Genomic DNA, 23808 nt, shown 5'->3' with positions numbered 1-23808 from the left:
AAAGCAAAGGCCCCGCCGATCGGCGAGGCCTTTGATCTCAAGATGGAAATTTTGACCGTGATCGGCGGCCTGATCAGCGGGTGAAGACCCGCCGGGCAGGGCGGCCGACCGGCGCCGGCGGCGTCGGCAGGCCGCCGCCGCCGCCGAACAGGCGCTCGAAGAAGTTCGGGCCGGAGGAGAAGCTGTTGTCGCTGATGTTGACCGAGTTCGGCAGCGGCCCCTTCGGACGCGCGTAGCTCGGTTGGGCGTGGGCGACGACGTTCTCGAGATCCTTGCCGCGGTTGTTCTTCAGGATCGAGATCATGGTCGCGTCGCGGCCGTAGATGTCCTTGCGGAATTGCAGCTTGCCGGCTTCGTCGACGAAGGCGGTCTGGTAGGTGATGTTGACCGGGATCGGCGTCGGGAATTTCAAGTCGATCTCGCTGCGGCCGTACATGCTGCGGATGCGCTCCGGCGTGTAGCGCTCGTTCGGCATGGTGATGTTGAGCAGGACCGACGCGTACTGATCCGGATACTGCACGCGCATGCAGCCATGGCTGAAGGCGCGCTCGTCACGGGCGAACAGGTTCTTGTCCGGCGTGTCGTGCTGATAGACCAGGAACTTGTTCGGGAAGTTGAAGCGGATGCGGCCGAGCGCGTTGGCCTCGCCCGGCGGCTGCGAGATGTGGATCGAGCCGTCGCGCGCGCGCTCCAGCCGCAGGCCCATGCGGTCGAGCACGGTCGGATCCTGCTGCAACGCCGGCAGATACTCGTTGTAGATGATCGACGGCGGCACGTTCCAGGTCGGATTGACCGTGATGAACTTCATCGTCTCGCTGAGCAACGGCGTCGCATGCTGCCCCGGCTTGCCGGTCACCACGCGGGTGGTCCACACCTGCGCGCCGTGCTGCATCACCTTCAGCGTGTAGTCGGGGATGTTGAGGATCACATAAGCGTCGCCGATCGCGGGCACTCCGAGGTCGCGCGGCAGCCAGCGCCAGCGCTCCATGTTGACGAGGACCGTATCGATCTGCTTGTCGCGCTTGGGCGTGTTGAGCGCCTTCACGGTGCGGTCGTCGAGCACTCCGGTCGGCTTGAGGTCGACGCTTTCCTGGAACTTGCGGACGGCGGCGGCGACCTTGGCGTCATAGCGGATGTCGTCGGCGTTCTCGGTGATGCCGAGCTTGGCGCGCAGCTTAGGCACGCGCGGGTCGGACATCTGCGCCTCGGCCTCCGGCGCATTCTTGCCGCGGGCAGGAATGTATTTCAGCGGCTGGCCGTCGTCGATGATAACAGGCGCGCCGTCGCTGACGCCGCGCAGCTCGGCGAGCTTGGCCTTCAGCAGCTTGTAGAGCTTGTGCGGCGGGTTGTAGCTCTCCAGCGCCGCGGAGGCATCCTTTGCGCCGGTGACGTTGGCCAACACCTCGTTCGGATCGACCGGATGCTCGGGATATTGGATATCCGCTGAGACCTGCGACCAGTGCATGCGGCCGCTCTGCGCCTGGCGCGCGTAGTCCATCATGCTCTCGGTGAGTCTGAGATCCGCCTCCGCCAGCGCGTCCGGTGCGGAGGCTGCGGCTGCGAAATCCGGCACCGGATAGTCGCCGGGATTGAGGCCATCGGCTGCTGCATCCCTGAGACGGGCGATGACGCCCTTCGCGGCGGCTGTCAGATTGCCGCCCTGGGTCCAGATCGGCGCGTAGTCGCGGCCGGTGTAGAATTTCTCGACGGCGGCGCGTTCGGCCTTGCGGTCGAAATACCTTGTCGCCTTGCTCGCCATCAGGTCGCGCAGACGGTCGGCAACGGGCTGGTCGGCGGCGGGAACGGTGCTGGCGGCCTTGACCGGCTCTGGGACTGTCGCGGTCGCAGGGGCCGCTGCCGGCGGCGTGGCGACGGTCTTGGCGGGATCGGCCGCAGGCGCCGCGGCAGAGTCGAGCGGCTTGGTCGTCGTCTCGGGCGACTTGGCCTGGTCGGGCGACACGGTGGCGGTGGTGTCGAGTTTGAAGTCACTGGCGGTCGGCGGCGGCACGTTGGCCGGCTCGGGGAACGGGATCGCCGCATCGATGGCGAGCTCGGCCGCGCTGTTGCGGGGCGGACCGCTCTGGGCGAAAGCAGAGGTCGAGGACACCGCGAGGAAGGTCGCCGCGACAGCCATGAGCACGCGGTCATATCCGCCACGGGTGGTCACACAATCTCGCATCATCAATCCCTCGGATGATCTGTCCCGGCTGGAACAGGGGTAACAAGGTCGATCCGCCAGCTTCGGCGCGGGTACCGCCTGTGAGGATGGTTCACATCTGCACGCAATGATTCACGCCCAAACGATACTCAAGCCCCATTTCTGCGGCCAGCGCCACACGGGACAACTCACGACAAACTGACTCTTGGGAAACCCCGGCCAAACCGATCGTGCGTTTGTGCCACGCGTTATTTCCTTTGTCTGTCACCGCAAGGCAACGGTTCAGATGTTCCAGTGTTGCCAAGACTTGCGGCCTTTTTCGGACGACAGCCAAGCGCAACCATGGTGCGGATCCGAGCGGCTCAGCCGAGCGGCGGGCTTTCCGTCGTGGGGGTCTCGTCATTGGCTTCGTCGAGCTTGCGGTAGAGCGTCGAGCGTCCGATTTTGAGGCGGCGCGCCACCTCCGACATCTGGCCGCGGTAATGGGCGATGGCGAAACGGATGATCTCATGCTCCATCTCCTCGAGCGGCCGCACCTCGCCGCTTGCGGTGAGCAGCGGCAGGAACCCGTGCGAGGGCAGAGGGGCAATGGGGACTTCACTTCCCGGCACCATCGCAGGCAGCGCCGGAACAGGCCGCTCCACGGTGAGGGCCGGCGCAGGCTCCACCGGCGGTGCGTGGGTGGGAATCAGCGGAAAATCGGCCACGCCGAGCTGGTCACTCTCGCCCATGACGACGGCGCGGTAGACCGCGTTTTCCAACTGGCGGATGTTGCCGGGCCAGTCGAGCTTGGTCAGATAGGCGACGGCCTCACCGGCGATGCCCGAAATGACGCGGTTCTCCTCGGCCGCGAACCGCGCGAGGAAATGCCGCAACAAATGCGGGATGTCCTCGCGGCGGGTGCGCAGCGGCGGAACGGTGAGCGGCAGCACATGCAGCCGGTAGAACAGATCCTCGCGGAAGTGGCCCTCCTTGACGCGGTCAAGCAGCCTGCGATTGGTCGCCGAGATGATGCGGACGTCGACCTTGACCGGCTTGCGGCCGCCGACGGCTTCCACGGCGCCCTCCTGCAGGGCGCGCAGCAGCTTGACCTGGGCGGTGAGCGGCAGCTCCGAGACCTCGTCGAGGAACAGCGTGCCGCCATGGGCTTCGACGAACTTGCCCATGTGACGCTCGGTCGCGCCGGTGAATGCGCCCTTCTCGTGACCGAACAGGATCGATTCCACCAGATTGTCCGGGATCGCGCCGCAATTGACGGCAACGAACGGTTTAGTCTTGCGCTCGCTGGTGCCGTGGATGGCGCGGGCGAACAGCTCCTTGCCGACGCCTGATTCGCCTTCGATCAGCACCGGGATCGACGAGGCCGCGGCCTTCTCGGCGATGCGCAGGATCGGCGCCATCGCCTCCGCGCGGGTGATGATGTCGGCGAAGGTCAGGCGCCCTTCGCGGCTGTGCCGGATGCGCTGCAACTCGCCCTTCAAGGCCGAGGTATTGAGCGCATTACGCAACGAGACCTGGAGCCGCTCGATGCCGACCGGCTTGACGACGAAGTCCTGCGCGCCGGCGCGCATTGCGGAGACGACGTTGTCGATGCCGCCATGCGCGGTCTGCACGATCACGGGTATCGAGATCCCCATCTCGCGCATCTTGGAGAGGACACCCATGCCGTCGAGGCCGGGCATCACGAGATCGAGCACGATGGCGTCGATGGGGCCGGCATCAGGATTCGTCAGCTTCTCGATGACGGCATCGCCGGTCTCGACGACGACCGCCTCGTAGCCGCATTTCTGCACCATGTTCTCCACCAGCCGGCGCTGGACCGGATCATCATCGGCAATCAAAATGCTGGCAGCCATGGCTTTCCTTGCACGCTACGACTATCTGTCTCGAATCGGGGCACTCTCGCCGACGCCGATTAACGCAACCTTAAACCTCGCTGATCGGGATACACGTTCGAACAACAGGTTACCCATCCGATGACCTCGCGCGCTTCTTCTGCCCTTCGCAAGCCGACCAGATCCGCCCCCCAGACCAAATCCGCCAAGACCAAATCCAACAAGGCCAAGCCGGCCAAGAAGCCCGCGTCAAAGCCGAAGCCGGTAGAGGTCAAGGCTGCGCGCGGTGCGACGGCCAAATCATCGGCCAAACCGGCAAAGAAGGCCGTCGCGGCAAAGGCCGGCATCGGCGTGCTGCCCGAATGGAATCTCGGCGACCTTTATATGGGCATCGACGCCCCTGAGATCGCTCACGATCTCGCGAAGATGGATTCCGAATGCGTCGCGTTTGAGACCGACTACAAGGGCAAGCTCGCCGAGCATGTCGCGCGCGAGGATGGCGGCGAATGGCTCGCAGAAGCCGTGCGGCGCTACGAGGCGATCGACGATCTCGCCGGGAGGCTCGGTTCGTTCGCCGGTCTTGCGCATGCCGGCGACAGCGTCGATCCGGCGATCTCCAAATTCTACGGCGACATCTCGGAGCGGCTCACGGCGGCGTCGACGCATCTGCTGTTTTTCCCGCTCGAGCTCAACCGCATCGACGACGCCGTGATCGAGCGCGCGATGGAGACGCCCGCGCTCGGCCATTACCGGCCGTGGATCGAGGACCTGCGCAAGGACAAGCCGTATCAGCTCGAGGACCGCGTCGAGCAGCTGTTCCACGAAAAATCGCAGACCGGCTATTCGGCTTGGAACAGGTTGTTCGACCAGACCATCGCTGGCCTGCGGTTTCAGGTCGGAGGTAAGGAGCTCGCGATCGAGCCGACGCTGAATTTCCTGCAGGACCGCGACGGCGCCAAGCGCAAGGCCGCAGCCGAAGCGCTGGCCAAGACGTTCAAGGCCAATGAGCGCACCTTCGCGCTGATCACCAACACGCTCGCCAAGGACAAGGACATCTCGGACCGCTGGCGCGGTTTCCAGGATGTCGCCGACTCCCGCCACTTGAACAATCGCGTCGAGCGCGAGGTGGTCGATGCGCTGGTAGCGTCGGTACGCGCGTCCTATCCGAAGCTGTCGCATCGCTACTACCAGCTCAAGGCGCGCTGGTTCAAAAAGAAGAAGCTCGCGCATTGGGACCGCAATGCGCCGCTGCCCTTCGCGGCCAATGCCACGATCGCCTGGCCGGAGGCGAAGAGCATGGTGCTGACGGCGTATCGCGGTTTCTCGCCGGAGATGGCCGACATCGCGCAGCGCTTCTTCGACCAGAGCTGGATCGATGCGCCGGTGCGGCCCGGCAAGGCGCCGGGAGCGTTCTCGCATCCGACCACGCCGTCGGCGCATCCCTATGTGCTGATGAACTATCAGGGCAAGCCGCGTGACGTCATGACGCTCGCGCATGAGCTCGGCCACGGCGTGCACCAGGTGCTGGCGGCGAGGCAAGGCGCGCTGATGGCGCCGACGCCGCTGACCTTGGCGGAGACCGCGAGCGTGTTCGGCGAGATGCTGACGTTCAAGCGGCTGCTATCCGAGACCAAGGACGCCAGGCAGCGTCAGGCGCTGCTCGCCGGCAAGGTCGAGGACATGATCAACACCGTGGTGCGGCAGATCGCGTTCTATTCGTTCGAGCGCGCGGTGCATACCGAGCGCAAGAACGGCGAGCTGACCGCCGAGCGGCTCGGGCAGCTCTGGCTCTCGGTGCAGACCGAGAGTCTCGGCGAGGCGATCGAGATCAAGCCGGGCTACGAAAACTTCTGGATGTACATCCCGCACTTCATCCATTCGCCGTTCTACGTCTACGCCTATGCGTTCGGCGACTGCCTCGTGAACTCGCTCTATGCGGTCTACGAGCACGCCGCCGAGGGGTTTGCCGAGCGCTATCTGGCGATGCTCGCGGCCGGCGGCACCAAGCATTATTCCGAACTGCTCAAGCCGTTCGGCCTGGACGCCAAGGACCCCAAATTCTGGGACGGCGGTCTCTCAGTCATCGCCGGCATGATCGACGAGCTGGAGGCGATGGGGTAGGGGCGTAAAACATTTGTTGAACGGATTGAAGAGGCGCGTTATACATTTGTATAACGCGCCTCTTTTTCGGAGCGGCCTGCTATGAAGATCGAAATCAAGAAGATCGGCAATTCCGACGGCCTGCTGTTGCCGCGCGAACTGATGCAGCGGCTCGATCTCAAACGCGGTCAGCAACTGCACATCGTCGAATTGCCCGGCGGCGGCTTCCAGGCGCTGCCCTATGATCCGGATTTCGAGCGGACGATGGAGATCGCGGACGAGATCATGGATGAGTATCGCGACACCCTGGCCGTGCTCGCCAAATGAGCGAGCAGCAGGGGCCGCTTTGGATCACCTACGAGCAGGCCGTCGCGATCCACGCCCGACAGTTGCGCCGCTTCGGCGGCGCGCCCGGGCCGCGCGACGAGGGCATGCTCCGCTCGGCCCTGGAGCGGCCCATTAACAAATGGAGCTATGAGCAGGCGACGCTTCCCGAGCTTGCCGCAGCCTATGCATTCGGACTGGCCAAGAACCACGCTTTCGTAGACGGCAATAGGCGGATCGCCTTCATGGCGATGATGACGTTTCTGCGGAGAAACGAAATCGCGTTCGCGCCCGAGCCGGCTCAGGCCACCGCCATGATCCTCGCCCTCGCTGCCGGCGAGGTCAGCGAGGCCAGCCTGACGCGCTGGATCCGTGACAATTGGCCTCGCCAATAGGGCGATCGGAAAACGCGATAAAACTGCCTTGCATGCCAGCCGTTGCCCTTGCATCGGCTTTGGGGTATGCGACCTTAACAAAGCATATTTCTCTGGGGGACCCCGATGGCAAACCATGGCGAGATCGCCTACTCGACGGCTGACGGCAACGACCATGTGGCGCATGAGGCCACCTACGAGGGCTTCATCAAGCTGGTGAAGTACGGCACGATCAGCGTCGCTCTCATCGTCATCTTGATGGCTATTTTCCTCGCTTAATGTCGCTCTCGGCCCGCCGGCATCCCCGCCGGCGGGCCTTCAGCTGACTGCCGAAGCCAAGTGCTAACTTGGCGTCAGGCTGTAGCCCACGGACGTCCCGCCCTCTTAAAGCTCGCGCGCGCATTCGCGCCGGAGGCCTCATGAAGATTGCCGTCGCCAAGGAAATCGACCCGTTGGAGCCGCGGGTTGCCGCCTCTCCCGACACGGTGAAGAAGTTCAAGGCGTTGGGTGCCGAGATCGCGGTCGAGCCCGGCGCCGGCATCAAATCCGGCCTGCCGGACTCGGAATTCACGGCGGCGGGCGCAACCGTGAGCGCGGACGCGCTCAAGGATGCCGACATCATCATCAAGGTGAAGCGGCCGGAAGCCTCCGAACTCGCCAACTACCGGCGCGGCGCCTTGGTGTTCGCGATCATGGATCCTTACGGCAATGACGCGGCGCTCAAGGCCATGGCCGATGCCGGCATTGCCTCCTTCGCGATGGAGCTGATGCCGCGCATCACCCGCGCCCAGGTGATGGACGTGCTGTCGAGCCAGGCCAACCTTGCCGGCTACCGCGCCGTGATCGAGGGCGCCGAGGCCTTCGGCCGCGCCTTCCCGATGATGATGACCGCGGCTGGCACCGTGCCGGCGACCAAGGTGTTCGTGATGGGCGTCGGCGTCGCCGGCCTGCAGGCGATCGCGACCGCGCGCCGGCTCGGCGCCATGGTCTCTGCGACCGACGTGCGGCCGGCCACCAAGGAGCAGGTGGAGAGCCTCGGCGCCAAGTTCCTGGCGGTCGAGGACGAGGAGTTCAAGAACGCCCAGACGGCCGGCGGCTACGCCAAGGAGATGTCCAAGGAGTACCAGGCCAAGCAGGCGGCGCTGACGGCGGAACACATCAAGAAGCAGGACGTCATCATCACCACGGCGCTGATTCCCGGCCGTCCGGCGCCGCGCCTCGTCACCATGGAGATGGTGAAGTCGATGCGCCCGGGCTCGGTGCTGGTCGACCTCGCGGTCGAGCGTGGCGGCAATGTCGAGGGCGTCAAGCTCGGCGAGACCGTCGAGATCGACGGCGTCAAGATCATCGGCTACCCCAATCTCGCCGGCCGGGTCGCAGCTTCCGCCTCCAGCCTCTACGCCCGCAACCTGTTCTCCTTCATCGAGACCATGATCGACAAGAAGGAAAAGACACTGGCGGTCAACTGGGACGACGAGCTGGTCAAGGCCACGGCTTTGACAAAGGATGGCGCCATCGTCCACCCGAACTTCCAGCCGAAGGCCTAAGGAGCAGAGCCATGGAACATGTCGTCCAAGCCGTCGACCCCTTCGTTTTCCGGCTGTCGATCTTCGTGCTGGCGGTGTTCGTCGGCTATTTCGTGGTGTGGTCGGTGACGCCGGCCCTGCACACGCCGCTGATGTCGGTGACCAACGCGATCTCCTCGGTGATCGTGGTCGGCGCGCTGCTCGCGGTTGGCGTTCCCATGCTGTCGAGCGGCAGCGGTCTGGCGCGGGCCTTCGGCTTCATCGCGCTGATCTTCGCCTGTGTGAACATCTTCGGCGGCTTCCTCGTCACCCAGCGCATGCTGGCGATGTACAAGAAGAAGTCCAAGTAACAACGCCGCACGACGCGGGATGACAGGCACAACGGGGCATCTGCAATGAACGCCAATCTGTCGGCACTCCTTTATCTCGTGGCAGGTGTGCTGTTCATCCTGTCTCTTCGCGGGCTGTCGAGTCCGGCCTCCAGCCGGCAAGGCAATTTCTTCGGCATGGCCGGCATGGCGATTGCGGTCGCCACCACGCTGGCCGGGCATCCCCCGGCAGATGCGATCGCCTGGATCCTCGTGGTCCTCGGCGTTGCGATCGGCGGCGGCATCGGCGCGGTGATCGCGCGCCGGGTGCCGATGACGTCGATGCCCGAGCTCGTGGCGGCGTTCCACTCGCTGGTCGGCATGGCAGCGGTGCTGGTCGCCGCCGGCGCGTTCTTCGCGCCGGAAGCCTTCGACATCGGCACGCCCGGCAACATCCATCCGCAGAGCCTGGTCGAAATGTCGCTCGGCGTCGCCATCGGCGCGCTGACCTTCACCGGCTCGGTCATCGCCTTCCTGAAGCTCTCGGCACGGATGAGCGGCGCGCCGATCATCCTGCCGGCGCGCCACATCATCAACATTGCGCTCGCCGTTGCGCTCGTCTTCTTCGTGGTCCGCCTGGTGATGACGGGCGGCGGGTTCGACTTCCTGATGGTGACGCTGCTGGCGCTGGCGCTCGGCGTGCTCATGATCATCCCGATCGGCGGCGCCGACATGCCGGTCGTGATCTCGATGCTGAACTCCTATTCGGGCTGGGCCGCGGCGGGTATCGGCTTCACGCTCGGCAATTCGGCGCTGATCATCACCGGCGCGCTGGTCGGCTCGTCCGGTGCGATCCTGTCCTACATCATGTGCCATGCGATGAACCGGTCCTTCATCTCGGTCATCCTCGGCGGCTTCGGCGGCGAGACCGCAGCGGCCGGCGGTGGTACCGGTGAGCAGAAGCCGGCCAAGCTCGGCTCGGCTGACGACGCGGCCTTCATCATGAAGAACGCCTCGAAGGTGATCATCGTGCCCGGCTACGGCATGGCAGTGGCCCAGGCCCAGCACGCGCTGCGCGAGATGGCCGACACGCTGAAGAAGGAAGGCGTCGAGGTGAAGTACGCCATTCATCCGGTCGCGGGCCGCATGCCCGGCCACATGAACGTGCTGCTCGCCGAGGCCAACGTCCCCTACGACGAGGTGTTCGAGCTCGAGGACATCAACTCCGAGTTCGCCCAGGCCGACGTCGCCTTCGTGATCGGCGCCAACGACGTCACCAACCCGGCGGCTGAGGAGGACAAGTCCTCGCCGATCTACGGCATGCCGGTGCTGCAGGTCTGGAAGGCCGGCACCGTGATGTTCATCAAGCGCTCGCTTGCCTCGGGCTATGCCGGCATCGACAATCCGCTGTTCTACCGCGACAACACGATGATGCTGCTCGGCGACGCCAAGAAGATGACCGAGAACATCGTCAAGGGCATGTAGCTGGCATTATTGGGAGCCATGGCGGTCCTGAAATGGCTCCTGATCGTCGTGGTGGCGATCTACGCCACCGTGCTTGCTGTGCTGTTCATGCGCCAGCGCGCGATGCTGTTTCCGATCCCGCCGGTCGGTCGCACCGCGCCGGACGCGGCCGGATTTCCGCAGGCTGAAGAGCACGTGCTGACCTCGGCCGACGGCGAGAAGGTCATCGCCTGGCATGTGCCGGCGCAGCCCGGCCGCAAGGTCGTGCTGTATTTCCCAGGCAATGGCGACTTCCTCGCCGGCGTGGTCTCGCGCTTCAAGGCGCTGACCTCCGACGGGACCGGCCTCGTCGCGCTGTCCTATCGCGGTTATGCAGGCTCGAGCGGCAACCCCAGTGAGCAGGGGCTGCTTCAGGATGCCGCAGCCGCCTATGCCTTCACGCGCGAGCGCTACGCGGCGGAGCGCATCGTGGCTTGGGGCTTTTCACTGGGCAGCGGCGTGGCCGCCGCGATCGCCGCTGAGCGTCCCATGGCCAGGCTGATCCTGGAGGCGCCCTATACGTCCACGGTCGACGTCGCCTCCGACATGCTCAAAGTGGTTCCCGTCAGCCTGCTGATGCGCGACCGCTTCCAATCCGATCAGCGCATCGCCAAGGTGCATGTGCCGCTGCTGATCATGCATGGCGCCAAAGATCCGGGGATTCCGATCCGCTTCGGGGAACGATTGTTCGCGCTTGCGCATGACCCCAAGCGCTTCGTACGGTTTCCCGACGGCGGACATAATGATCTGGATTTCTATGGTGCGACAGGTACGGCCAAGAGCTTCATCGACAGCCCGTAATGTCCTCGGTCGGTGGCCAGCTCTGCTTGTAGTCGCGATCGTCGCAGGTCTGCCGATCCCCGCGTATGCCGCCGCCGGCCTCGATGGCGCTGCGATGACCTGGCCGTTCGCGCTGCCGTTTGCGGGATTGCTGCTATCGATCGCGCTCGGCCCGCTGCTGTTTGCCCGCCTCTGGCATCACCATTACGGCAAGATCGCCTTGGCATGGGCCGTGGTGACGCTGGCGGCGCTGACCTGGCAGGCGGGACTGGCGGCCTCGCTCGCGTCCTTCATCCACGCGCTGCTCGCGGAGTATCTCAGCTTCATCGTGCTGCTGTTTGCGCTCTACACCGTCGCCGGCGGCATCCTGGTGACCGGCGACATCAGAGGTACGCCGGCGACCAATACGGCCATCCTGGCACTCGGCACGATCATCGCGAGCGTGGTCGGCACGACGGGTGCCGCGATGATCCTGGTACGTCCGCTGATCCGTGCCAATCTGACGCGGCCGCACAACGTGCACGTGCTGGTCTTCTTCATCATCCTGGCTGCCAATGTCGGTGGCGCGCTCAGCCCTCTGGGCGATCCGCCGCTGTTCGTCGGCTTTCTGCGCGGCGTCGATTTCTTCTGGACGACGCAACACCTCCGGCTGCAGACCGCGATCGTCGCCGGATTGCTGCTCATCGTCTTTGCCGCTATCGACTGGTGGCGCTTCCGAGCGGAGAAGCTTGCGTCGCAAGCGTTCGTAACGAAGGAGCCGGTGCGCATTCGCGGCCTCATCAATGTCGTTCTGATCGCCGCGATCGTTGCCAATACGCTGTTCTCGGCGACCTGGAAGCCAGGCATCTCCTTCGACGTCTTCGGCACGCATGTCGAGCTTCAGAACCTCGTGCGCGATGCCATCCTCGTGGCGATCGCCGGCCTGTCGCTCTGGCTCACGCCGGACGAGCACCGCGAGGCGAACGGGTTCAACTGGGAGCCAATCCGAGAGGTCGCCAAGCTGTTCGCGGCGATCTTCACCGCGATCGTCCCGGTCATCGCCATGCTGAACGCGGGGCGCAGTGGCTCGTTCGGCTGGCTCTTGGATGCCGTGACGACACCCGCCGGCGCGCCGAGAGAGGTCGCCTATTTCTGGTTCACCGGGCTGATGTCGGCCTTCCTCGACAATGCCCCGACCTATCTCTTGTTCTTCGAATTGGCGGGCGGCGATCCCAAGGTGCTGATGGGCGAACTCTCGGGCACGCTGGCGGCGATCTCGATGGGCGCCGTCTACATGGGTGCGCTGACCTATATCGGAAACGCGCCGAACTTCATGGTCGCAGCGATCGCCAATGAGCGCGGCATCAAGATGCCGAGTTTCTTCGGCTACATGCTGCGGGCAGGTGCCGTCCTCATTCCGCTGTTCGTGCTGCTGACCGTGCTTCCGATCCATCCGCTGCTCAGCCCGCATTGACCTGATCGACGGCACTTTCAGAGACCGTCCTGGTTGACCCTGTCACGGCCGGACCGCGTGACGATCGCCTCGCTGTCGCGCATAGTCGGACAGAACGGATCGAAGGACGCGAATCATGAGCGTGAAGGGCGCAACGCCCGCATCATCGGTGATCTTTCCCGGCCTGGCGGTCGCGCTTGTCGCGATCGTCACGGCGACGCATTATGACTTCACGCCTTCGGCCGCCGGCGTGGTCTTCGCCGCGGTGCTGCTGGTGATCCTGTTCGGCACGGTGTTCGCGGCCGTGCACCATGCCGAGGTGATCGCGCATGAGATCGGCGAGCCGTTCGGCACGCTGCTCCTGACCCTGGCGGTGACGGTGATCGAGGTGGCGCTGATCGCCACCATCATGCTCGGCGACAAGGCTGCGCCCGCGCTGGCCCGCGACACCGTGTTCGCGGTCGTCATGATCGTGTGCAACGGCCTGGCCGGCATCTGCATCTTCATCGGCGGCCTGCGCTATCGCGAGCAGGACGTGCTGGTCTCCGGTGCCAATCTGTATCTCAGCGTACTGTTCACGATGGCAACCATCACACTGGTGCTGCCGAATTATACCTTGACGTCGCCTGGTCCGGTGTATTCTGCCGTGCAGATCGCCTTCGTCAGCGTCGTGACGATCCTGCTCTACGCGGTGTTCCTGTATACGCAGACCACCCGCCATCGGGATTATTTCGTCGGCGGCTCGGCTGGGTTCGCCGATGACGATGTCCGGCTGCCGCGTGCGAAGCTGTTGCTCAGTGTCGGGCTGCTGCTGGTCGCACTGCTCGCTGTGGTCCTGCTTGCCAAGAAGTTCTCGCTGGTGGTCGACGCCGGCGTTGCCGCAACGGGTGCGCCGCAGGCGGTCGCAGGCGTGCTCGTGGCGCTGTTGATCCTGCTGCCGGAGAGTATCGCCGCCCTCTCGGCCGCCCGCGCCAACGACCTTCAGAAGAGCATCAATCTCGCGCTTGGCTCCTCGCTCGCCACCATAGGGCTGACCATCCCGGCAGTGGCGGTCGCCGCCCATGTGCTCGACAAGCAGCTCGTCCTCGGGCTGGACCCGCAGGGAATAGTGCTGCTGGTCCTGACCTTCGTCCTAAGCATGCTGACCTTCGGCACGGGACGGACGAACATCCTGTTCGGGCTGGTGCACATGGTGGTGTTCGCGATATCCTGTTCCTGCTCTTCGTCCCCTGATTCAAGAGATCCCCCATGCTCAGCGCCCAGTCCGACGTCCAGGTCGATACGCCCGAAGTCCGCGTCACGGAGTGGCGGCTATTGCCCGGCAGTGCCACGGGGCGCCACGTTCATGAGATGGATTACGTCATCGTGCCGGTCACCGCGGGCGAGATGACGATCGTGGCGCCGTCCGGCGAGCGCTCGAAGGCGCAGCTCGCGGTCGGCAAATCCTATTTCCGCAAAGCCGGTGTCGAACACGATGTACTGAATGAGACTGGTTCCGAGATCGTTTTCCTCGAAGTTGAATTGAAGCCGTAACCATTTGTTTACCGGGATGCCGCTGATTGTGGTATCTTGAGCCGGCGATCCGGAAGCGGTTGGCAGCGCCCATACGATCTTGGATTGCAGCACGGCTTCGGTCTCAAAGGGCTTCAGGAGAACGACTTTTCGGCGGTTGCGCCTGCAGGGATCGCAGGTTGCGGGCTCCGGAAGGTACTGGGATGGTCCCTTAATTGTGCCTCAAAGTTCCCGCAAATACCGCGCGGGAGTGGTCAGCATGCTGAAATATCTCACAAAGTTCGCCATGGAGATCGTCCCGTCGGTGGTTGCCACCATCATCGGGGCCTACATCGTCAACCACTACATCAATACCAAGCCCGACTCGCCGCCATCGACCGTGGCGGCGGTGGCGTCGGCTGCCTACGCCAAGCTCACCGGCTCAAAGAGCGACGCTCCGAAATCCACGGGCAAGGGGATCGACCCCGCCAAGCTGGAAGCGAAGGCCGATCCCAGGTCCGACGCCAAGCCGGCGGAAACGTCGACGGAGGTCTCCAGCATTCCCGCTCCTGGCATCAAGGCCAAGGGGGTCTCGGAGAAGTCGCTCGCCGACAAGGCTGCGGAGAAGGCCGTCGAAGTGAAGCCGACCGAAACAGCGAGCCTCCCGACCGATGTGCAGGCCGCGCGCCATCCCGGGTCGCCGCGGGAAAAGCTGATTGCGCGCGGTACTCCGGCCGAGGCCCCAGCGGCCCAGCAGGATGATCGCCGGGATGCTGCTGATCTCGCCCGCGCGGCGATCGAGCGGTTGCGCGCGAGCGAAGGTGCCGGCAGGACGGCTGCCGAGAAGCCGTCGAGCGACGCAGCCCGGGGCGCTGGCGAGACCCCGCGCATCGCGACCGTCGCGCCACAGGTGTCGCCGGTCCGTCCGCTGCCGCCTCCCGTGACGGTCTCTGCGCCACCGGCCGAGCAGGGCTTTGCCTTGCCGTCGGCCTCGAGCCCGACCTACACGGGATCATTGCAGCCGGACGGGCGCCCGACCCCGCCGGCGGAGATCCCTGTCCAGCAGTTGCGTCCGCTCGACCTGCGCGCCGACAAGACTGATCCATCGATCAAGGACCAGATGTCCAGCGTGGCGCAGGACATGATGTCGGCGGCGAAATCGGTGTTCCACTCAGTGCTGCCGAAATAGCCGGTCGAATCGTTCGCGGACGTGATCGAGGCGGTGGGCCTGGCCGGTCTGCCGCTTTTTCTTTGGAGTGGCGAGCTCTGCAGCGATGCGAGGGGCGGGCGCAGCAACCCGGATTCAATCCGGTCGCCGGATGGCCAGAGGCGCAAAATCAAAAAGGAGCGCCCAAAACAAAAACGCGAGCCAAAGGCCCGCGCTTCAGACGACGTCAAATTGAAGTGGCCAGATCAGCGCGGCGCGCCGGGACGGGCACCTGCGCCCGGACCACGACCAGCACCACGGTCACCGCCGGGGCCAGCGCCGAACACCGGCTTCGGCTTCATCGGCAGCAGGCCTTCACGCTGCAACTTCTTGCGGGCCAGCTTGCGCGCACGGCGCACGGCTTCGGCCTTCTCGCGGGCTTTCTTCTCGGACGGCTTCTCGTAATGGCCGCGAAGCTTCATCTCGCGGAAAATGCCCTCACGCTGCATCTTCTTCTTGAGCGCCTTGAGGGCTTGATCGACATTGTTATCGCGAACGAGAACCTGCACGCGGCATCCTCTTTCTCAGTCTATCGGTTTGAAATCTGGTGAAGCCAGGGCTGGCAAATGCCCGCGCCCTTAACCTTGAGCGCGCCCGTGTATCAGAGGACACCGTCGCTGTCCACCCGCTGACGGGCTCTTGACCGCAAGTTTAACCTCGCCGGAGCGGTTTATTTCAGCCCTGCCTCGGCGGCAGTGGCGAGACCTGGGTCACATGCCCCATTTTGCGGCCCGGACGAGCGGCGCCCTTGCCGTAGAGATGCACGGTCGCGCCGGGAACCGTGAGCCACTGCTCGTAGCTGTCGATCTCGTCCCCGATCAGGTTCGTCATCGTGACGTGGCCGTGGCGCAGCGGCTTGCCAAGCGGCCAACCGGCGATCGCCCGGATGTGCTGTTCGAACTGGGAAATCGAGGCGCCATCGAGGGTCCAGTGGCCGGAATTATGCACCCGCGGGGCAATCTCGTTGACCAGGACGCCTGGAGTGGGACCATCCGATACCACGAACATCTCCACGGCCAGCACCCCGACGTAATCGAGGGCCGTGGCGATCCGGCTCGCAATGTCCCTGGCCTCGTCGGCGAGCGCATCCGGGATGCGCGCCGGCGCCCGCGACACCTTCAGGATGTGATCGCGATGCTCGTTCTCGGTGACGTCGAAGCACTCGACCTGTCCATCGGCCGCTCGGGCCGCCACGACCGAGATCTCGCGCTCGAACGGAACGAACGCCTCAAGGATCGCCGACTTGGTGCCGAGTTCGGCCCAGATGCGCTCGAGATCGTCACCCGGGCGGATCTTGATCTGGCCCTTGCCGTCATAGCCGAACCGACGCGTCTTCAGCACGGCCGGCAAGCCGATCCGGAACGCGGCTTCGCGCAAGGTGGCGACCGAGGACACGTCGGCATAGGTCGCGGTGCTGATGCCCAGCGAGGTGACGAAATCCTTCTCGGTGAGGCGATCCTGGGTCGTCTCGAGCGCCGAGCGGCGCGGCAGCACCGGGCGCCTCGCCGCCAGCACCATGGCCGCGGCCGAGGGGACGTTTTCGAACTCGTAGGTGACGACGTCGACGTCATTGGCGAACAGCTCGAGCGCCTCGACGTCGGCATATTCGGCGCAGGTTGCGTTCAGCACCACGTCGAAGGCGGGGGAGTCCGGGTCCGGCGAGAATACCTGGCAGCGCAGCCCGAGCCGCGCCGCAGCAAGCGCCAGCATACGGCCGAGCTGGCCGCCGCCGAGAATACCGATGGTGTCGCCGGGCTTGAGCTTCACCCGATTGGAGTCGGTCACGCCGTGCCCTCCGGACGTTCGGCGATCGCATTGGTCTGCGCCTGGCGCCAAGCCGACAGACGGCCGGCGAGCGCGGGATCGGAGAGAGCGAGCACGCTCGCCGCCAGCAGCGCTGCGTTGATGGCGCCGGATTTGCCGATGGCGAGCGTTCCCACCGGAATTCCGGCCGGCATCTGGACGATCGAATACAGCGAATCGACCCCCGACAGCGCCTTCGACTCGACGGGAACACCGAACACGGGCAGCTCTGTCAGCGAGGCCGTCATGCCCGGCAGATGGGCGGCGCCGCCTGCACCGGCGATGACGAGCTTGTAGCCGGCCGCCTTGGCGCCCTTGGCAAAGGCATACAGCCGGTCCGGGGTGCGGTGCGCCGAGATGATACGGGCGTCGTAGCTCACGCCCAACGCTCCGAGTGTGTCGGCGGCATGGCGCATGGTATCCCAGTCCGACTGGCTTCCCATGATAATGGCGATCGGGGCGGTCATAACCTCAAATCTTCTCGGGAATCCATCAGCATGGGCCGGAGTATAGGATCGGTCCCGACAGCGGCAAGCCATGGCATGGAGGCCCGAATGGACTATCCTGTCTTGGTTAAGCCCGGCAAGCCCAAACGACGGCGCGGCAGGTGTCCGATGAAAAAGAAGCGCATGGCGGCCGCGTGGCGGGCCGGGAAGCGAAGAACCCGGTACCGTCATAGGGTTCTTCGGGGCGTGCGCTCACCTGAACCTGGTTCCGCATCGGCGGGCACGCGGCAGACGATCCGACGCCTGAAGGCCGAGCTGAGGGCAGCGCAGGCGCGGATCGCCGAGCTCACGGCCTCCGCCGAGCGCGATTTCCTGCTCGACATCTTCAATCGTCGCGGCTTCGCCCGCGAGCTCCATCGCTCCATCGCGTTCATCAAGCGCTACGATGCGACCGGTGCCCTGGTCGTGCTCGACGTCGATCGGTTGAAACCCATCAATGACACCTTCGGCCATGCGGCCGGTGACGAGGTCCTGAAGGCGGTTGCGCGTGTCCTCGGCGAGCGGGTCCGATCCTCCGACGTGATCGGTCGGCTCGGCGGCGACGAGTTCGGCGTGCTGCTCTGGCACCTCAGCGCGACGGAGGCGCATGCCAAGGCGGCGGAGCTGGAGCAGGCCATCGACAGCCTGACCTTCACCTTCGGCGATCAGACCGTGCGTGCCGGCGCGTCGGCCGGGGTTGCCCTTCTCGACAAGCGCGTCAACCCAGTACGTGCGTTGGAGGAAGCCGACCGCGCGATGTACATGCGCAAGGCCCAGCGAAGGTACGAGAGCCCCGCGTAACGAACGACCCTGCCGGGCGACAAGCGGTGACGCTCGCCGGCCATCCGCGCCGATGACCGAGCTGGCGGAACACGGCGCTCACAGCTCGCCGAGATCGTCAGGCAACTCGCCGAACTTGTGCAGCAGCCGGGCGTCGCTGAATTCCCCCTTCAATGGATCGCCGCTGCGGCTGAAGGCAATGGCGCCGATATTGTCTGATAAGCGCGACATGGCCTCCGCGCGACGCAGCGCGGCCGACGAGCTCTGGCATTCCTCAGCCGTTCCCGCGACCAGCATGCCACCCTCGTCCCGCCTGAACGGCATCGCGACGTAGTAGGTGATATCGGGCATTGCACGCTCCTCCTGACCTCTCGCCGAAGCTCCGAGCGAGTGCATGGGTCATCGCCTGGAGAGCCTCAAAGGCCGTCGGGCTCAGGCCGCATCGCTCTGCGCGGCGTCCGAGGCGGTGTTGGGCATGCAGCCGCAGGAGATCGCGGCCCGCAGCTCCTGCAGCTCCAGCTCGAGATACTCGTTCGCCATGATCAGCGCCTTGATCGTGGAGCGCAGATTGCCGTCGCACATCGCGATGGCTTGGTCACACGCCTGTTCGTAGAGGCGATCCTGTGGGGAGAAGGAGGCGGGCATCACAACCATCCTTGTTGTTGTCCGGGGACTACGAGGGATGGTCCAATTGTTCCCTTTTTGTTCCCTTTGTCAAGGCGCTTCGGCAAATCCTGCATCGCCGTATTGCCTGTGGGCATACGGTCAGCCGTGCTGACGCTTCGCCTCAGGCGATGATGTCGGGCGTGATCTGGTCTTCGATGAAGGCGATCCGATCGCGTAGCAGAAGCTTCCGCTTCTTCAGTCGTTGCAGCCGCAACAAATCGGGGGCGGGCGATTGATGCAAAGCGTCGATCGCCGCGTCGAGGTCGCGGTGCTCCTGCTGCAGGCGCGCGAGTTCGGCCTGCAGTTCGCGCTCATCTTGGTCAGCCATGATCTATGATAGCAAAAAAGCGGAAGGAAGTGGAAAGCCTTGCGAAGGCGGGCGCAAATATTGCGCCTGCGAAGCTGATAAGCAAGTCGCACCCCTCAAGATCCGTGCAGCTGTCCCGTGAATTTCAGGTTGGCGCCGGCGTTAGATTCGCCCGGATCAGCTCACGCTTCGTTACACACGGCGCTCAAATTTGCATGTGCGGTCTTTTGGCCCCATCGACAGGTCAAGCGACTAGTGTACACTCATTAGCCCTGGTCGAATCTCAGGTTCACCTACCGAGGAGGTTTCGAATGGCTATTCAGGCGCATCTCGTTGAACTGGAGCGTAAGCATAAAGTTCTTGAAAACGAATTGCATCAAGCTCTCCTGCATCCATCGACGGACGACCTGCGAATTGCCGAACTGAAGCGACGCAAACTGATGGTGAAGGATGAGATCGAGCGCTTGAGACAGGTAACCAGCGAAACACTTCACTGACATGTGACCATCATCCGCCGTATCATCTGATCGCAAGACCGTGCGCCTGGGATGGCGACGAGTCCATCCCAGACGCAACTTCAATCGAATTAGTTGCGATACACGACTTAGTTTCGATACGCGACGACGCGAACGCATCTGCCTGCGTTGTCTCCCAGCGTGTCTATCGCGACAGGCTGTTCATCGCGATATCGAGGGTCTTCAGCTCGAGGCGAGATCGCCGACGTGAGCCGCGATCGCGAGCGATGACGTCAATCCAGGCGATTCGATTCCGAACAGATTGATGAGTCCGGGCACGCCGTGATCGCGCGGGCCCTGAATGACGAAATCCTGCGACGCCACGGCCGGCGGTACGATCTTCGGCCTGATGCCGGAATAGCTCGGCATCAGCGCCCCATCCGGCAGCGACGGCCAGTATTTGCGGATCGCCGGGTAGAAGCGCTCGGCGCGCGCCGGATCGACCGTGTAGTCGATCCGGTCGATCCACTCGACGTCGGGGCCGAATCTGGCCTGGCCTGCCATGTCGAGCGTAAGGTGAACGCCAAGCCCGCCCGGTTCCGGCACGGGGTAGATGAGCCGGCTGAACGGTGCCCGGGCGCTGCAGCTGAAATAGTTGCCCTTGGCGAGATAGGTCGTCGGCACCAGCGGCGACGGCATGCCGTCGATCCGCCGGGCCACCGCGGGCGCGTCGAGGCCGGCAGCGTTCACCAGCAGCCGGCAGCTCAGCGTCATCGGCTGCGCGCCGCCCGCGTCGACCTCGATTGATTCTCCGGCTGCCTTGGCCCGCAGCAGCGGCGTGTGGAAGGCGAAGGCGCCGCCGGCGTCCTCGATCTCGCCGCGCAGCGACAGCATGAAGGCATGGCTGTCGAGGATGCCGGTCGACGGCGACAGCAGGGCCGCCTCGCAGGCCAGGGCCGGCTCCAGCGCCAGCGCTTCGGATCCAGCCAGCAGCCGCATTCCTTCGACGCCGTTGGCTTCGGCGTGCGCGCGGATGCCCTGCAGCTTCTCGGTCTCGGCCGGATTGGTTGCAACGATCAGTTTGCCGCAATTGCGGTAGGGCACGCCATGCTCGTCGCAATAGCGGTAAAGCATGCGCTTGCCGGCCACGCAGAAGCGGGCCATCAGGCTCCCGGCCTTGTAGTAGATGCCGGCGTGGATCACTTCGCTGTTGCGAGACGAAGTGACGGTGCCGATGCCCTCGGCCGCCTCGAGAACGATGACCTCGCGTCCGGCGCGGGCCAGCTGTCGTGCGACGGCAAGTCCGACGACGCCGGCGCCCACGACGACGCAATCCACTCTATCCATGCGCGGTCCTGAGACGATTCGGAGAAATCATGGCTTGCTGCAACCCCTGGTGGGTGGAGCCTCGGTCCGGAGTGCGCACGCCCTTAGCAAACCGTTCATCATAGGGAGGCCATTGACCAAATTTGCTTCGTCTTTTTCGAAGTTTGCCGAACCCGTTTACCCGATCCCAATAGGTGAAGCCAGATACTGTCGCCGAATACCGCGGGTGATTGATGGCTGGCAAGAATTGGCAGGCGAGCGACCGAAACGCGTTTTCTGCGTGCGTCGTTGCGGCCTCGATGGCCGCCATGGCAGCGTGGGCGGCTGCGCCGACGCGCGCCTGGGCTGCGTCGTCCGATTTCTCGCCCTCCGGCTACCTGGGCACCATCGAGCCGGACGTGCTCTGGGAAGTGTTGATCGCCGGGGTCGTCGTCTGCGCCTTCCTCGCCTCGGTCGTGATCTGGATCCATTCGGCCTTGCGGCGCGCCAAGCGGGCACAACTGCGGCGTAATGTTTTCATCAGCTCCGCGCTCAACAATCTGAGCCAGGGATTGATGCTGACGGACGCCGCCAACCGCGTCGTCTTCTACAACCATCGCTTCCTCGAAATCTACGGCATGAGCCGGGCCGACATTCCGCCCGGTTGCACCGGCCGGGATCTGGTCGAGTTGCGGCGGCAGCGCGGCCTGCTCAATCTGACGGTCGAAGACTATGCGCGCCAGGCGCGGGAGCCGGACGGGTGCCTGACCGAGCTGCCCGGCGGACGTGTGGTGCGAGCCCAGATATTCCGTCTTCCGACCGGCGGATCGATCGGCATCCACGAAGACTGCACGGTGCAGCGCCGGCTGGAGCGCGAGCTCGCCTCGACCAAGCAGTTCCTGGAATCGGTGGTCGATCAGGTTCCCGTCTGCGTCGCCGCCAAGAACATCGACGACGGCCGCTACATCTTCGCCAACCGAGCATTCGAGCAGTTCTCTCGGATGCCGCGGGATCAGATCATCGGACGGCGCCCGAGCGATCTCTTCGGCGACGCGACCGCGGCCGACATCGCGGCTGCCGACCGCGAAGCGATGCTGGCGCCCGGCACCACCTATTGCAGCGAGCTGGTCGTTCAACGCGGCAACGACAAGCGCATCCTCGAAGCCCATCGGGTCGTTGCACGCAACGACAAGAATGAGCCGCAGTTCCTCATCGCGCTGTTCGACGATGCCACGGAGCGGCGATCGCTGAGCCGCGAGCTGGAGAACAGCAAGAAGTTCCTGGAGCTGGTCGTCGACAACATTCCGGTCTCGCTCATCGTCGAGAGCGTCAGCGACGGCCGCTATCTGCTCGCCAACCGCAGCGCCGAGATCATCCTCAACCGCAAGCGCGAGGATGCCACGGGCCTGACCGCCGCCGACATTTTCAATCCGCGCGAGGCCAGACTGATCATGGCGCGCGACGAAGCCGCTATCAAGAAGCGCAGCCTTCTGACCGAGGAACATCCGATCTCGACCAAAGACGGTCTGCGGCTGTTCCTGACCCGACGGGCAACCGTGCTGGGCGAGACCGGCGAGCCGCAATATCTGATCAAGACCTATGAGGACGTCACCGACCGGCGCCAGACCGAATCGCGGATGGCGCACATGGCCTATCACGACGGCCTGACCGATCTGCCTAACCGCGCCGCGTTCCTGCAGGCCTTGAGCCAGATGATCGAGGCCTGCGCGGACACGGATGAGGAGTTCGCGGTCCTGAACGTCGATCTCAAGGGCCTGAAGGACGTCAACGACGTCTTCGGCCACGCCATCGGCGACAAGCTGTTGATCGAGGTCGCCCGCCGCGTCCATGCCGTTGCCCGGGGCGGGGTGGTCGCGCGTCTCTCCGGCGATGAGTTCGGGCTGATCATCGACGGCAAGCAACCGGAGATGGGCAGGGCGCTGGCCGAGCAGTTGGCGGCGGCGATCGCGGTGGACTTCCAGATCGACGGCAAGTCGATTCGCACAGCGCTGACGACGGGCATCTCGGTGTTCCCGCACAATGGTTCGGATCCGGCGTCGCTGCTCGCCAATGCGGGTGCCGCTCTGTTCCGCGCCAAGGCCAAATCGCGCGGCAGCATCACCTTCTACGAGCCTGAAATGGATCAGCAGATCCGCGACCGCCGCGTTCTGCATCAGGAGCTGTCTGTCGCGATCAAGCATGGCGAACTTTCGCTGTACTTCCAGCCGCAGGCCGCCTCCGGCCGCACGGTCGACGCCAGCGAGATCATCGGCTTCGAGGCGCTGGCGCGCTGGCAGCACCCGGTCCGCGGCTTCGTGCCGCCGAGCGACTTTATTCCGCTCGCGGAAGAGAGCGGCCTCATCGTCGAGATGGGCGAGTGGATCCTGCGCGAGGCCTGCCGCGAGGCGGCGTCGTGGCCGAAGCCGCTGCAGGTCGCGGTCAACCTGTCTCCGGCCCAGTTCGTTCATGGCGACCTTGTCGCACTGGTCCATTCGATCCTGCTCGAGACGGGGCTCGCGCCCGGCAGGCTCGAGCTCGAAATCACCGAGGGTGTGCTGATCGAGGATTTCGATCGTGGTGTCGCGCTGCTGCGCCGGCTGAAGGCGCTCGGCGTTCGCGTCTCGATGGACGATTTCGGCAGCGGCTACTCGTCGCTGAGCTACCTGCAGGCCTTCCCGTTCGACAAGATCAAGATCGACCGCGCCTTCGTCATGAATATCGGCCGCAACCCGCAATCGGCGGCGATCATTCGTGCGGTCATCGGTCTGGGTCACGGCATGAACATGTCGATCGTGGCGGAAGGCGTCGAGACGCCCGAGCAGCTCGGCTTCCTCGCCGAGCAGGGCTGCGACTCGGTTCAGGGCTATCTGCTCGGCAAGCCCCTGCCGATCGACAAATACGACGGCATCGTCGGTCGCGCTCACGACGACGACGACGCGTCCGTTCGCAAGACCGGCTGACCGGGCACT

Annotated in this window: 23 protein-coding genes and 1 pseudogene; 15 read left to right on the top strand and 9 right to left on the bottom strand. The window is 64.6% G+C overall.

Annotation, left to right across the window (positions count from 1 at the left end; all coding sequences use genetic code 11):
* Positions 1–73 precede the first annotated feature (73 nt).
* Positions 74–2134 (bottom strand): murein L,D-transpeptidase, encoded by a 2061-nt coding sequence (locus tag QX126_RS03570; protein ID WP_315779393.1) that lies wholly within the window; start codon positions 2132–2134, stop codon positions 74–76.
* 386 nt (positions 2135–2520) lie between these two features.
* Positions 2521–4014, bottom strand: coding sequence for a sigma-54 dependent transcriptional regulator (locus QX126_RS03565; RefSeq protein WP_315779306.1), 1494 nt, complete (start codon positions 4012–4014; stop codon positions 2521–2523).
* Positions 4015–4134: 120 nt separating this feature from the next.
* Here QX126_RS03565 and QX126_RS03560 point away from each other — a divergent pair, with 120 nt between their 5' ends.
* The 12 genes and pseudogenes from QX126_RS03560 (at position 4135) to QX126_RS03505 (ending at position 15020) form a co-directional block, all read left to right on the top strand.
* A complete protein-coding gene (locus QX126_RS03560) occupies positions 4135–6114 on the top strand; it encodes a M3 family oligoendopeptidase (RefSeq protein WP_315779305.1) in 1980 nt (659 codons plus the stop codon).
* Between the two features lie 81 nt (positions 6115–6195).
* Positions 6196–6420: an AbrB family transcriptional regulator gene (locus QX126_RS03555; RefSeq protein ID WP_315779303.1), complete on the top strand. Its 225-nt coding sequence runs from the start codon at positions 6196–6198 to the stop codon at positions 6418–6420.
* The gene (locus QX126_RS03550; protein WP_315736333.1) at positions 6417–6812 is read left to right on the top strand and encodes a type II toxin-antitoxin system death-on-curing family toxin; all 396 of its coding nucleotides are present in this window, start codon (positions 6417–6419) and stop codon (positions 6810–6812) included. Before QX126_RS03555 ends, QX126_RS03550 begins: the two co-directional genes overlap by 4 nt.
* Before the next feature lie 105 nt (positions 6813–6917).
* A complete protein-coding gene (locus QX126_RS03545) occupies positions 6918–7070 on the top strand; it encodes an aa3-type cytochrome c oxidase subunit IV (RefSeq protein ID WP_315779300.1) in 153 nt (50 codons plus the stop codon).
* A gap of 140 nt (positions 7071–7210) precedes the next feature.
* On the top strand, positions 7211–8338 hold the full coding sequence (locus QX126_RS03540) for a Re/Si-specific NAD(P)(+) transhydrogenase subunit alpha (protein ID WP_315779298.1): 1128 nt from the start codon (positions 7211–7213) through the stop codon (positions 8336–8338).
* A gap of 11 nt (positions 8339–8349) precedes the next feature.
* Positions 8350–8667 (top strand): proton-translocating transhydrogenase family protein, encoded by a 318-nt coding sequence (locus QX126_RS03535; protein WP_284420324.1) that lies wholly within the window; start codon positions 8350–8352, stop codon positions 8665–8667.
* 45 nt (positions 8668–8712) lie between these two features.
* The gene (locus QX126_RS03530) at positions 8713–10110 is read left to right on the top strand and encodes an NAD(P)(+) transhydrogenase (Re/Si-specific) subunit beta (protein ID WP_315777751.1); all 1398 of its coding nucleotides are present in this window, start codon (positions 8713–8715) and stop codon (positions 10108–10110) included.
* Positions 10111–10128: 18 nt separating this feature from the next.
* The gene (locus QX126_RS03525) at positions 10129–10929 is read left to right on the top strand and encodes an alpha/beta hydrolase (RefSeq protein ID WP_315779296.1); all 801 of its coding nucleotides are present in this window, start codon (positions 10129–10131) and stop codon (positions 10927–10929) included.
* A gap of 94 nt (positions 10930–11023) precedes the next feature.
* Positions 11024–12361 carry a sodium:proton antiporter gene (locus QX126_RS03520; protein ID WP_315779295.1) on the top strand — a complete coding sequence of 446 codons (1338 nt, stop codon included), beginning with the start codon at positions 11024–11026 and terminating at the stop codon, positions 12359–12361.
* A gap of 115 nt (positions 12362–12476) precedes the next feature.
* A pseudogene (locus tag QX126_RS03515) lies at positions 12477–13573 on the top strand (calcium:proton antiporter).
* A 15-nt stretch (positions 13574–13588) separates the two neighbouring features.
* A complete protein-coding gene (locus QX126_RS03510; RefSeq protein WP_315717559.1) occupies positions 13589–13873 on the top strand; it encodes a cupin domain-containing protein in 285 nt (94 codons plus the stop codon).
* A 238-nt stretch (positions 13874–14111) separates the two neighbouring features.
* Positions 14112–15020, top strand: a complete 909-nt coding sequence (locus QX126_RS03505; protein WP_315779293.1) for a hypothetical protein — start codon at positions 14112–14114, stop codon at positions 15018–15020.
* 224 nt (positions 15021–15244) lie between these two features.
* Here the strand turns inward: QX126_RS03505 and rpsU are convergent, their stop codons facing one another.
* The 3 genes from rpsU to purE all read right to left on the bottom strand — a co-directional run bounded on the left by rpsU (position 15245) and on the right by purE (position 17308).
* Positions 15245–15547, bottom strand: coding sequence for a 30S ribosomal protein S21 (gene rpsU, locus QX126_RS03500; protein ID WP_011924350.1), 303 nt, complete (start codon positions 15545–15547; stop codon positions 15245–15247).
* Positions 15548–15713: 166 nt separating this feature from the next.
* A complete protein-coding gene (locus tag QX126_RS03495; protein ID WP_315756070.1) occupies positions 15714–16823 on the bottom strand; it encodes a 5-(carboxyamino)imidazole ribonucleotide synthase in 1110 nt (369 codons plus the stop codon).
* Positions 16820–17308, bottom strand: coding sequence for a 5-(carboxyamino)imidazole ribonucleotide mutase (gene purE / locus QX126_RS03490; RefSeq protein WP_315736342.1), 489 nt, complete (start codon positions 17306–17308; stop codon positions 16820–16822). The genes QX126_RS03495 and purE overlap by 4 nt, the downstream gene beginning before the upstream one ends.
* Positions 17309–17395: 87 nt before the next feature.
* Here purE and QX126_RS03485 point away from each other — a divergent pair, with 87 nt between their 5' ends.
* Positions 17396–18127: a GGDEF domain-containing protein gene (locus QX126_RS03485; RefSeq protein WP_315779292.1), complete on the top strand. Its 732-nt coding sequence runs from the start codon at positions 17396–17398 to the stop codon at positions 18125–18127.
* A gap of 78 nt (positions 18128–18205) precedes the next feature.
* Here the strand turns inward: QX126_RS03485 and QX126_RS03480 are convergent, their stop codons facing one another.
* The 3 genes from QX126_RS03480 to QX126_RS03470 form a co-directional block, all read right to left on the bottom strand.
* Positions 18206–18457, bottom strand: a complete 252-nt coding sequence (locus QX126_RS03480) for a hypothetical protein (protein ID WP_315736344.1) — start codon at positions 18455–18457, stop codon at positions 18206–18208.
* An 81-nt stretch (positions 18458–18538) separates the two neighbouring features.
* Positions 18539–18751, bottom strand: a complete 213-nt coding sequence (locus tag QX126_RS03475; RefSeq protein ID WP_315736345.1) for a hypothetical protein — start codon at positions 18749–18751, stop codon at positions 18539–18541.
* A 142-nt stretch (positions 18752–18893) separates the two neighbouring features.
* A complete protein-coding gene (locus QX126_RS03470; protein ID WP_009028242.1) occupies positions 18894–19100 on the bottom strand; it encodes a YdcH family protein in 207 nt (68 codons plus the stop codon).
* A gap of 290 nt (positions 19101–19390) precedes the next feature.
* Here QX126_RS03470 and QX126_RS03465 point away from each other — a divergent pair, with 290 nt between their 5' ends.
* Positions 19391–19576, top strand: a complete 186-nt coding sequence (locus tag QX126_RS03465; RefSeq protein ID WP_315736346.1) for a YdcH family protein — start codon at positions 19391–19393, stop codon at positions 19574–19576.
* Positions 19577–19777: 201 nt separating this feature from the next.
* Here QX126_RS03465 and QX126_RS03460 read toward each other — a convergent pair whose 3' ends face one another.
* On the bottom strand, positions 19778–20881 hold the full coding sequence (locus QX126_RS03460) for an NAD(P)/FAD-dependent oxidoreductase (protein ID WP_315779290.1): 1104 nt from the start codon (positions 20879–20881) through the stop codon (positions 19778–19780).
* Between the two features lie 212 nt (positions 20882–21093).
* Between QX126_RS03460 and QX126_RS03455 the strand changes: the two genes are divergently transcribed.
* On the top strand, positions 21094–23799 hold the full coding sequence (locus QX126_RS03455; protein ID WP_315779289.1) for an EAL domain-containing protein: 2706 nt from the start codon (positions 21094–21096) through the stop codon (positions 23797–23799).
* The last annotated feature ends 9 nt before the right edge of the window (positions 23800–23808 follow it).

It is taken from the genome of Bradyrhizobium sp. SZCCHNPS1003 (assembly GCF_032381555.1).
Classification (GTDB): Bacteria; Pseudomonadota; Alphaproteobacteria; order Rhizobiales; family Xanthobacteraceae; genus Bradyrhizobium.
This window is presented reverse-complemented; position numbering and strand designations above follow the sequence as displayed.

What these genes read in the sequence shown, in the direction of transcription:
- QX126_RS03550 (WP_315736333.1), top strand. Translation starts at nt 6,417, where the DNA reads ATGAGCGAGCAGCAGGGGCCGCTTTGGATCACCTACGAGCAGGCCGTC.
- purE (WP_315736342.1), bottom strand. Translation starts at nt 17,308, where the DNA reads ATGACCGCCCCGATCGCCATTATCATGGGAAGCCAGTCGGACTGGGAT.
- QX126_RS03525 (WP_315779296.1), top strand. Translation starts at nt 10,129, where the DNA reads ATGGCGGTCCTGAAATGGCTCCTGATCGTCGTGGTGGCGATCTACGCC.
- QX126_RS03465 (WP_315736346.1), top strand. Translation starts at nt 19,391, where the DNA reads ATGGCTATTCAGGCGCATCTCGTTGAACTGGAGCGTAAGCATAAAGTT.
- QX126_RS03485 (WP_315779292.1), top strand. Translation starts at nt 17,396, where the DNA reads ATGGACTATCCTGTCTTGGTTAAGCCCGGCAAGCCCAAACGACGGCGC.
- QX126_RS03475 (WP_315736345.1), bottom strand. Translation starts at nt 18,751, where the DNA reads ATGCCCGCCTCCTTCTCCCCACAGGATCGCCTCTACGAACAGGCGTGT.
- QX126_RS03565 (WP_315779306.1), bottom strand. Translation starts at nt 4,014, where the DNA reads ATGGCTGCCAGCATTTTGATTGCCGATGATGATCCGGTCCAGCGCCGG.
- QX126_RS03510 (WP_315717559.1), top strand. Translation starts at nt 13,589, where the DNA reads ATGCTCAGCGCCCAGTCCGACGTCCAGGTCGATACGCCCGAAGTCCGC.
- QX126_RS03470 (WP_009028242.1), bottom strand. Translation starts at nt 19,100, where the DNA reads ATGGCTGACCAAGATGAGCGCGAACTGCAGGCCGAACTCGCGCGCCTG.
- QX126_RS03555 (WP_315779303.1), top strand. Translation starts at nt 6,196, where the DNA reads ATGAAGATCGAAATCAAGAAGATCGGCAATTCCGACGGCCTGCTGTTG.
- QX126_RS03535 (WP_284420324.1), top strand. Translation starts at nt 8,350, where the DNA reads ATGGAACATGTCGTCCAAGCCGTCGACCCCTTCGTTTTCCGGCTGTCG.
- QX126_RS03520 (WP_315779295.1), top strand. Translation starts at nt 11,024, where the DNA reads ATGACCTGGCCGTTCGCGCTGCCGTTTGCGGGATTGCTGCTATCGATC.
- QX126_RS03560 (WP_315779305.1), top strand. Translation starts at nt 4,135, where the DNA reads ATGACCTCGCGCGCTTCTTCTGCCCTTCGCAAGCCGACCAGATCCGCC.
- QX126_RS03505 (WP_315779293.1), top strand. Translation starts at nt 14,112, where the DNA reads ATGCTGAAATATCTCACAAAGTTCGCCATGGAGATCGTCCCGTCGGTG.
- QX126_RS03540 (WP_315779298.1), top strand. Translation starts at nt 7,211, where the DNA reads ATGAAGATTGCCGTCGCCAAGGAAATCGACCCGTTGGAGCCGCGGGTT.
- QX126_RS03530 (WP_315777751.1), top strand. Translation starts at nt 8,713, where the DNA reads ATGAACGCCAATCTGTCGGCACTCCTTTATCTCGTGGCAGGTGTGCTG.
- QX126_RS03455 (WP_315779289.1), top strand. Translation starts at nt 21,094, where the DNA reads ATGGCTGGCAAGAATTGGCAGGCGAGCGACCGAAACGCGTTTTCTGCG.
- QX126_RS03570 (WP_315779393.1), bottom strand. Translation starts at nt 2,134, where the DNA reads ATGGCTGTCGCGGCGACCTTCCTCGCGGTGTCCTCGACCTCTGCTTTC.
- QX126_RS03480 (WP_315736344.1), bottom strand. Translation starts at nt 18,457, where the DNA reads ATGCCCGATATCACCTACTACGTCGCGATGCCGTTCAGGCGGGACGAG.
- QX126_RS03545 (WP_315779300.1), top strand. Translation starts at nt 6,918, where the DNA reads ATGGCAAACCATGGCGAGATCGCCTACTCGACGGCTGACGGCAACGAC.
- QX126_RS03460 (WP_315779290.1), bottom strand. Translation starts at nt 20,881, where the DNA reads ATGGATAGAGTGGATTGCGTCGTCGTGGGCGCCGGCGTCGTCGGACTT.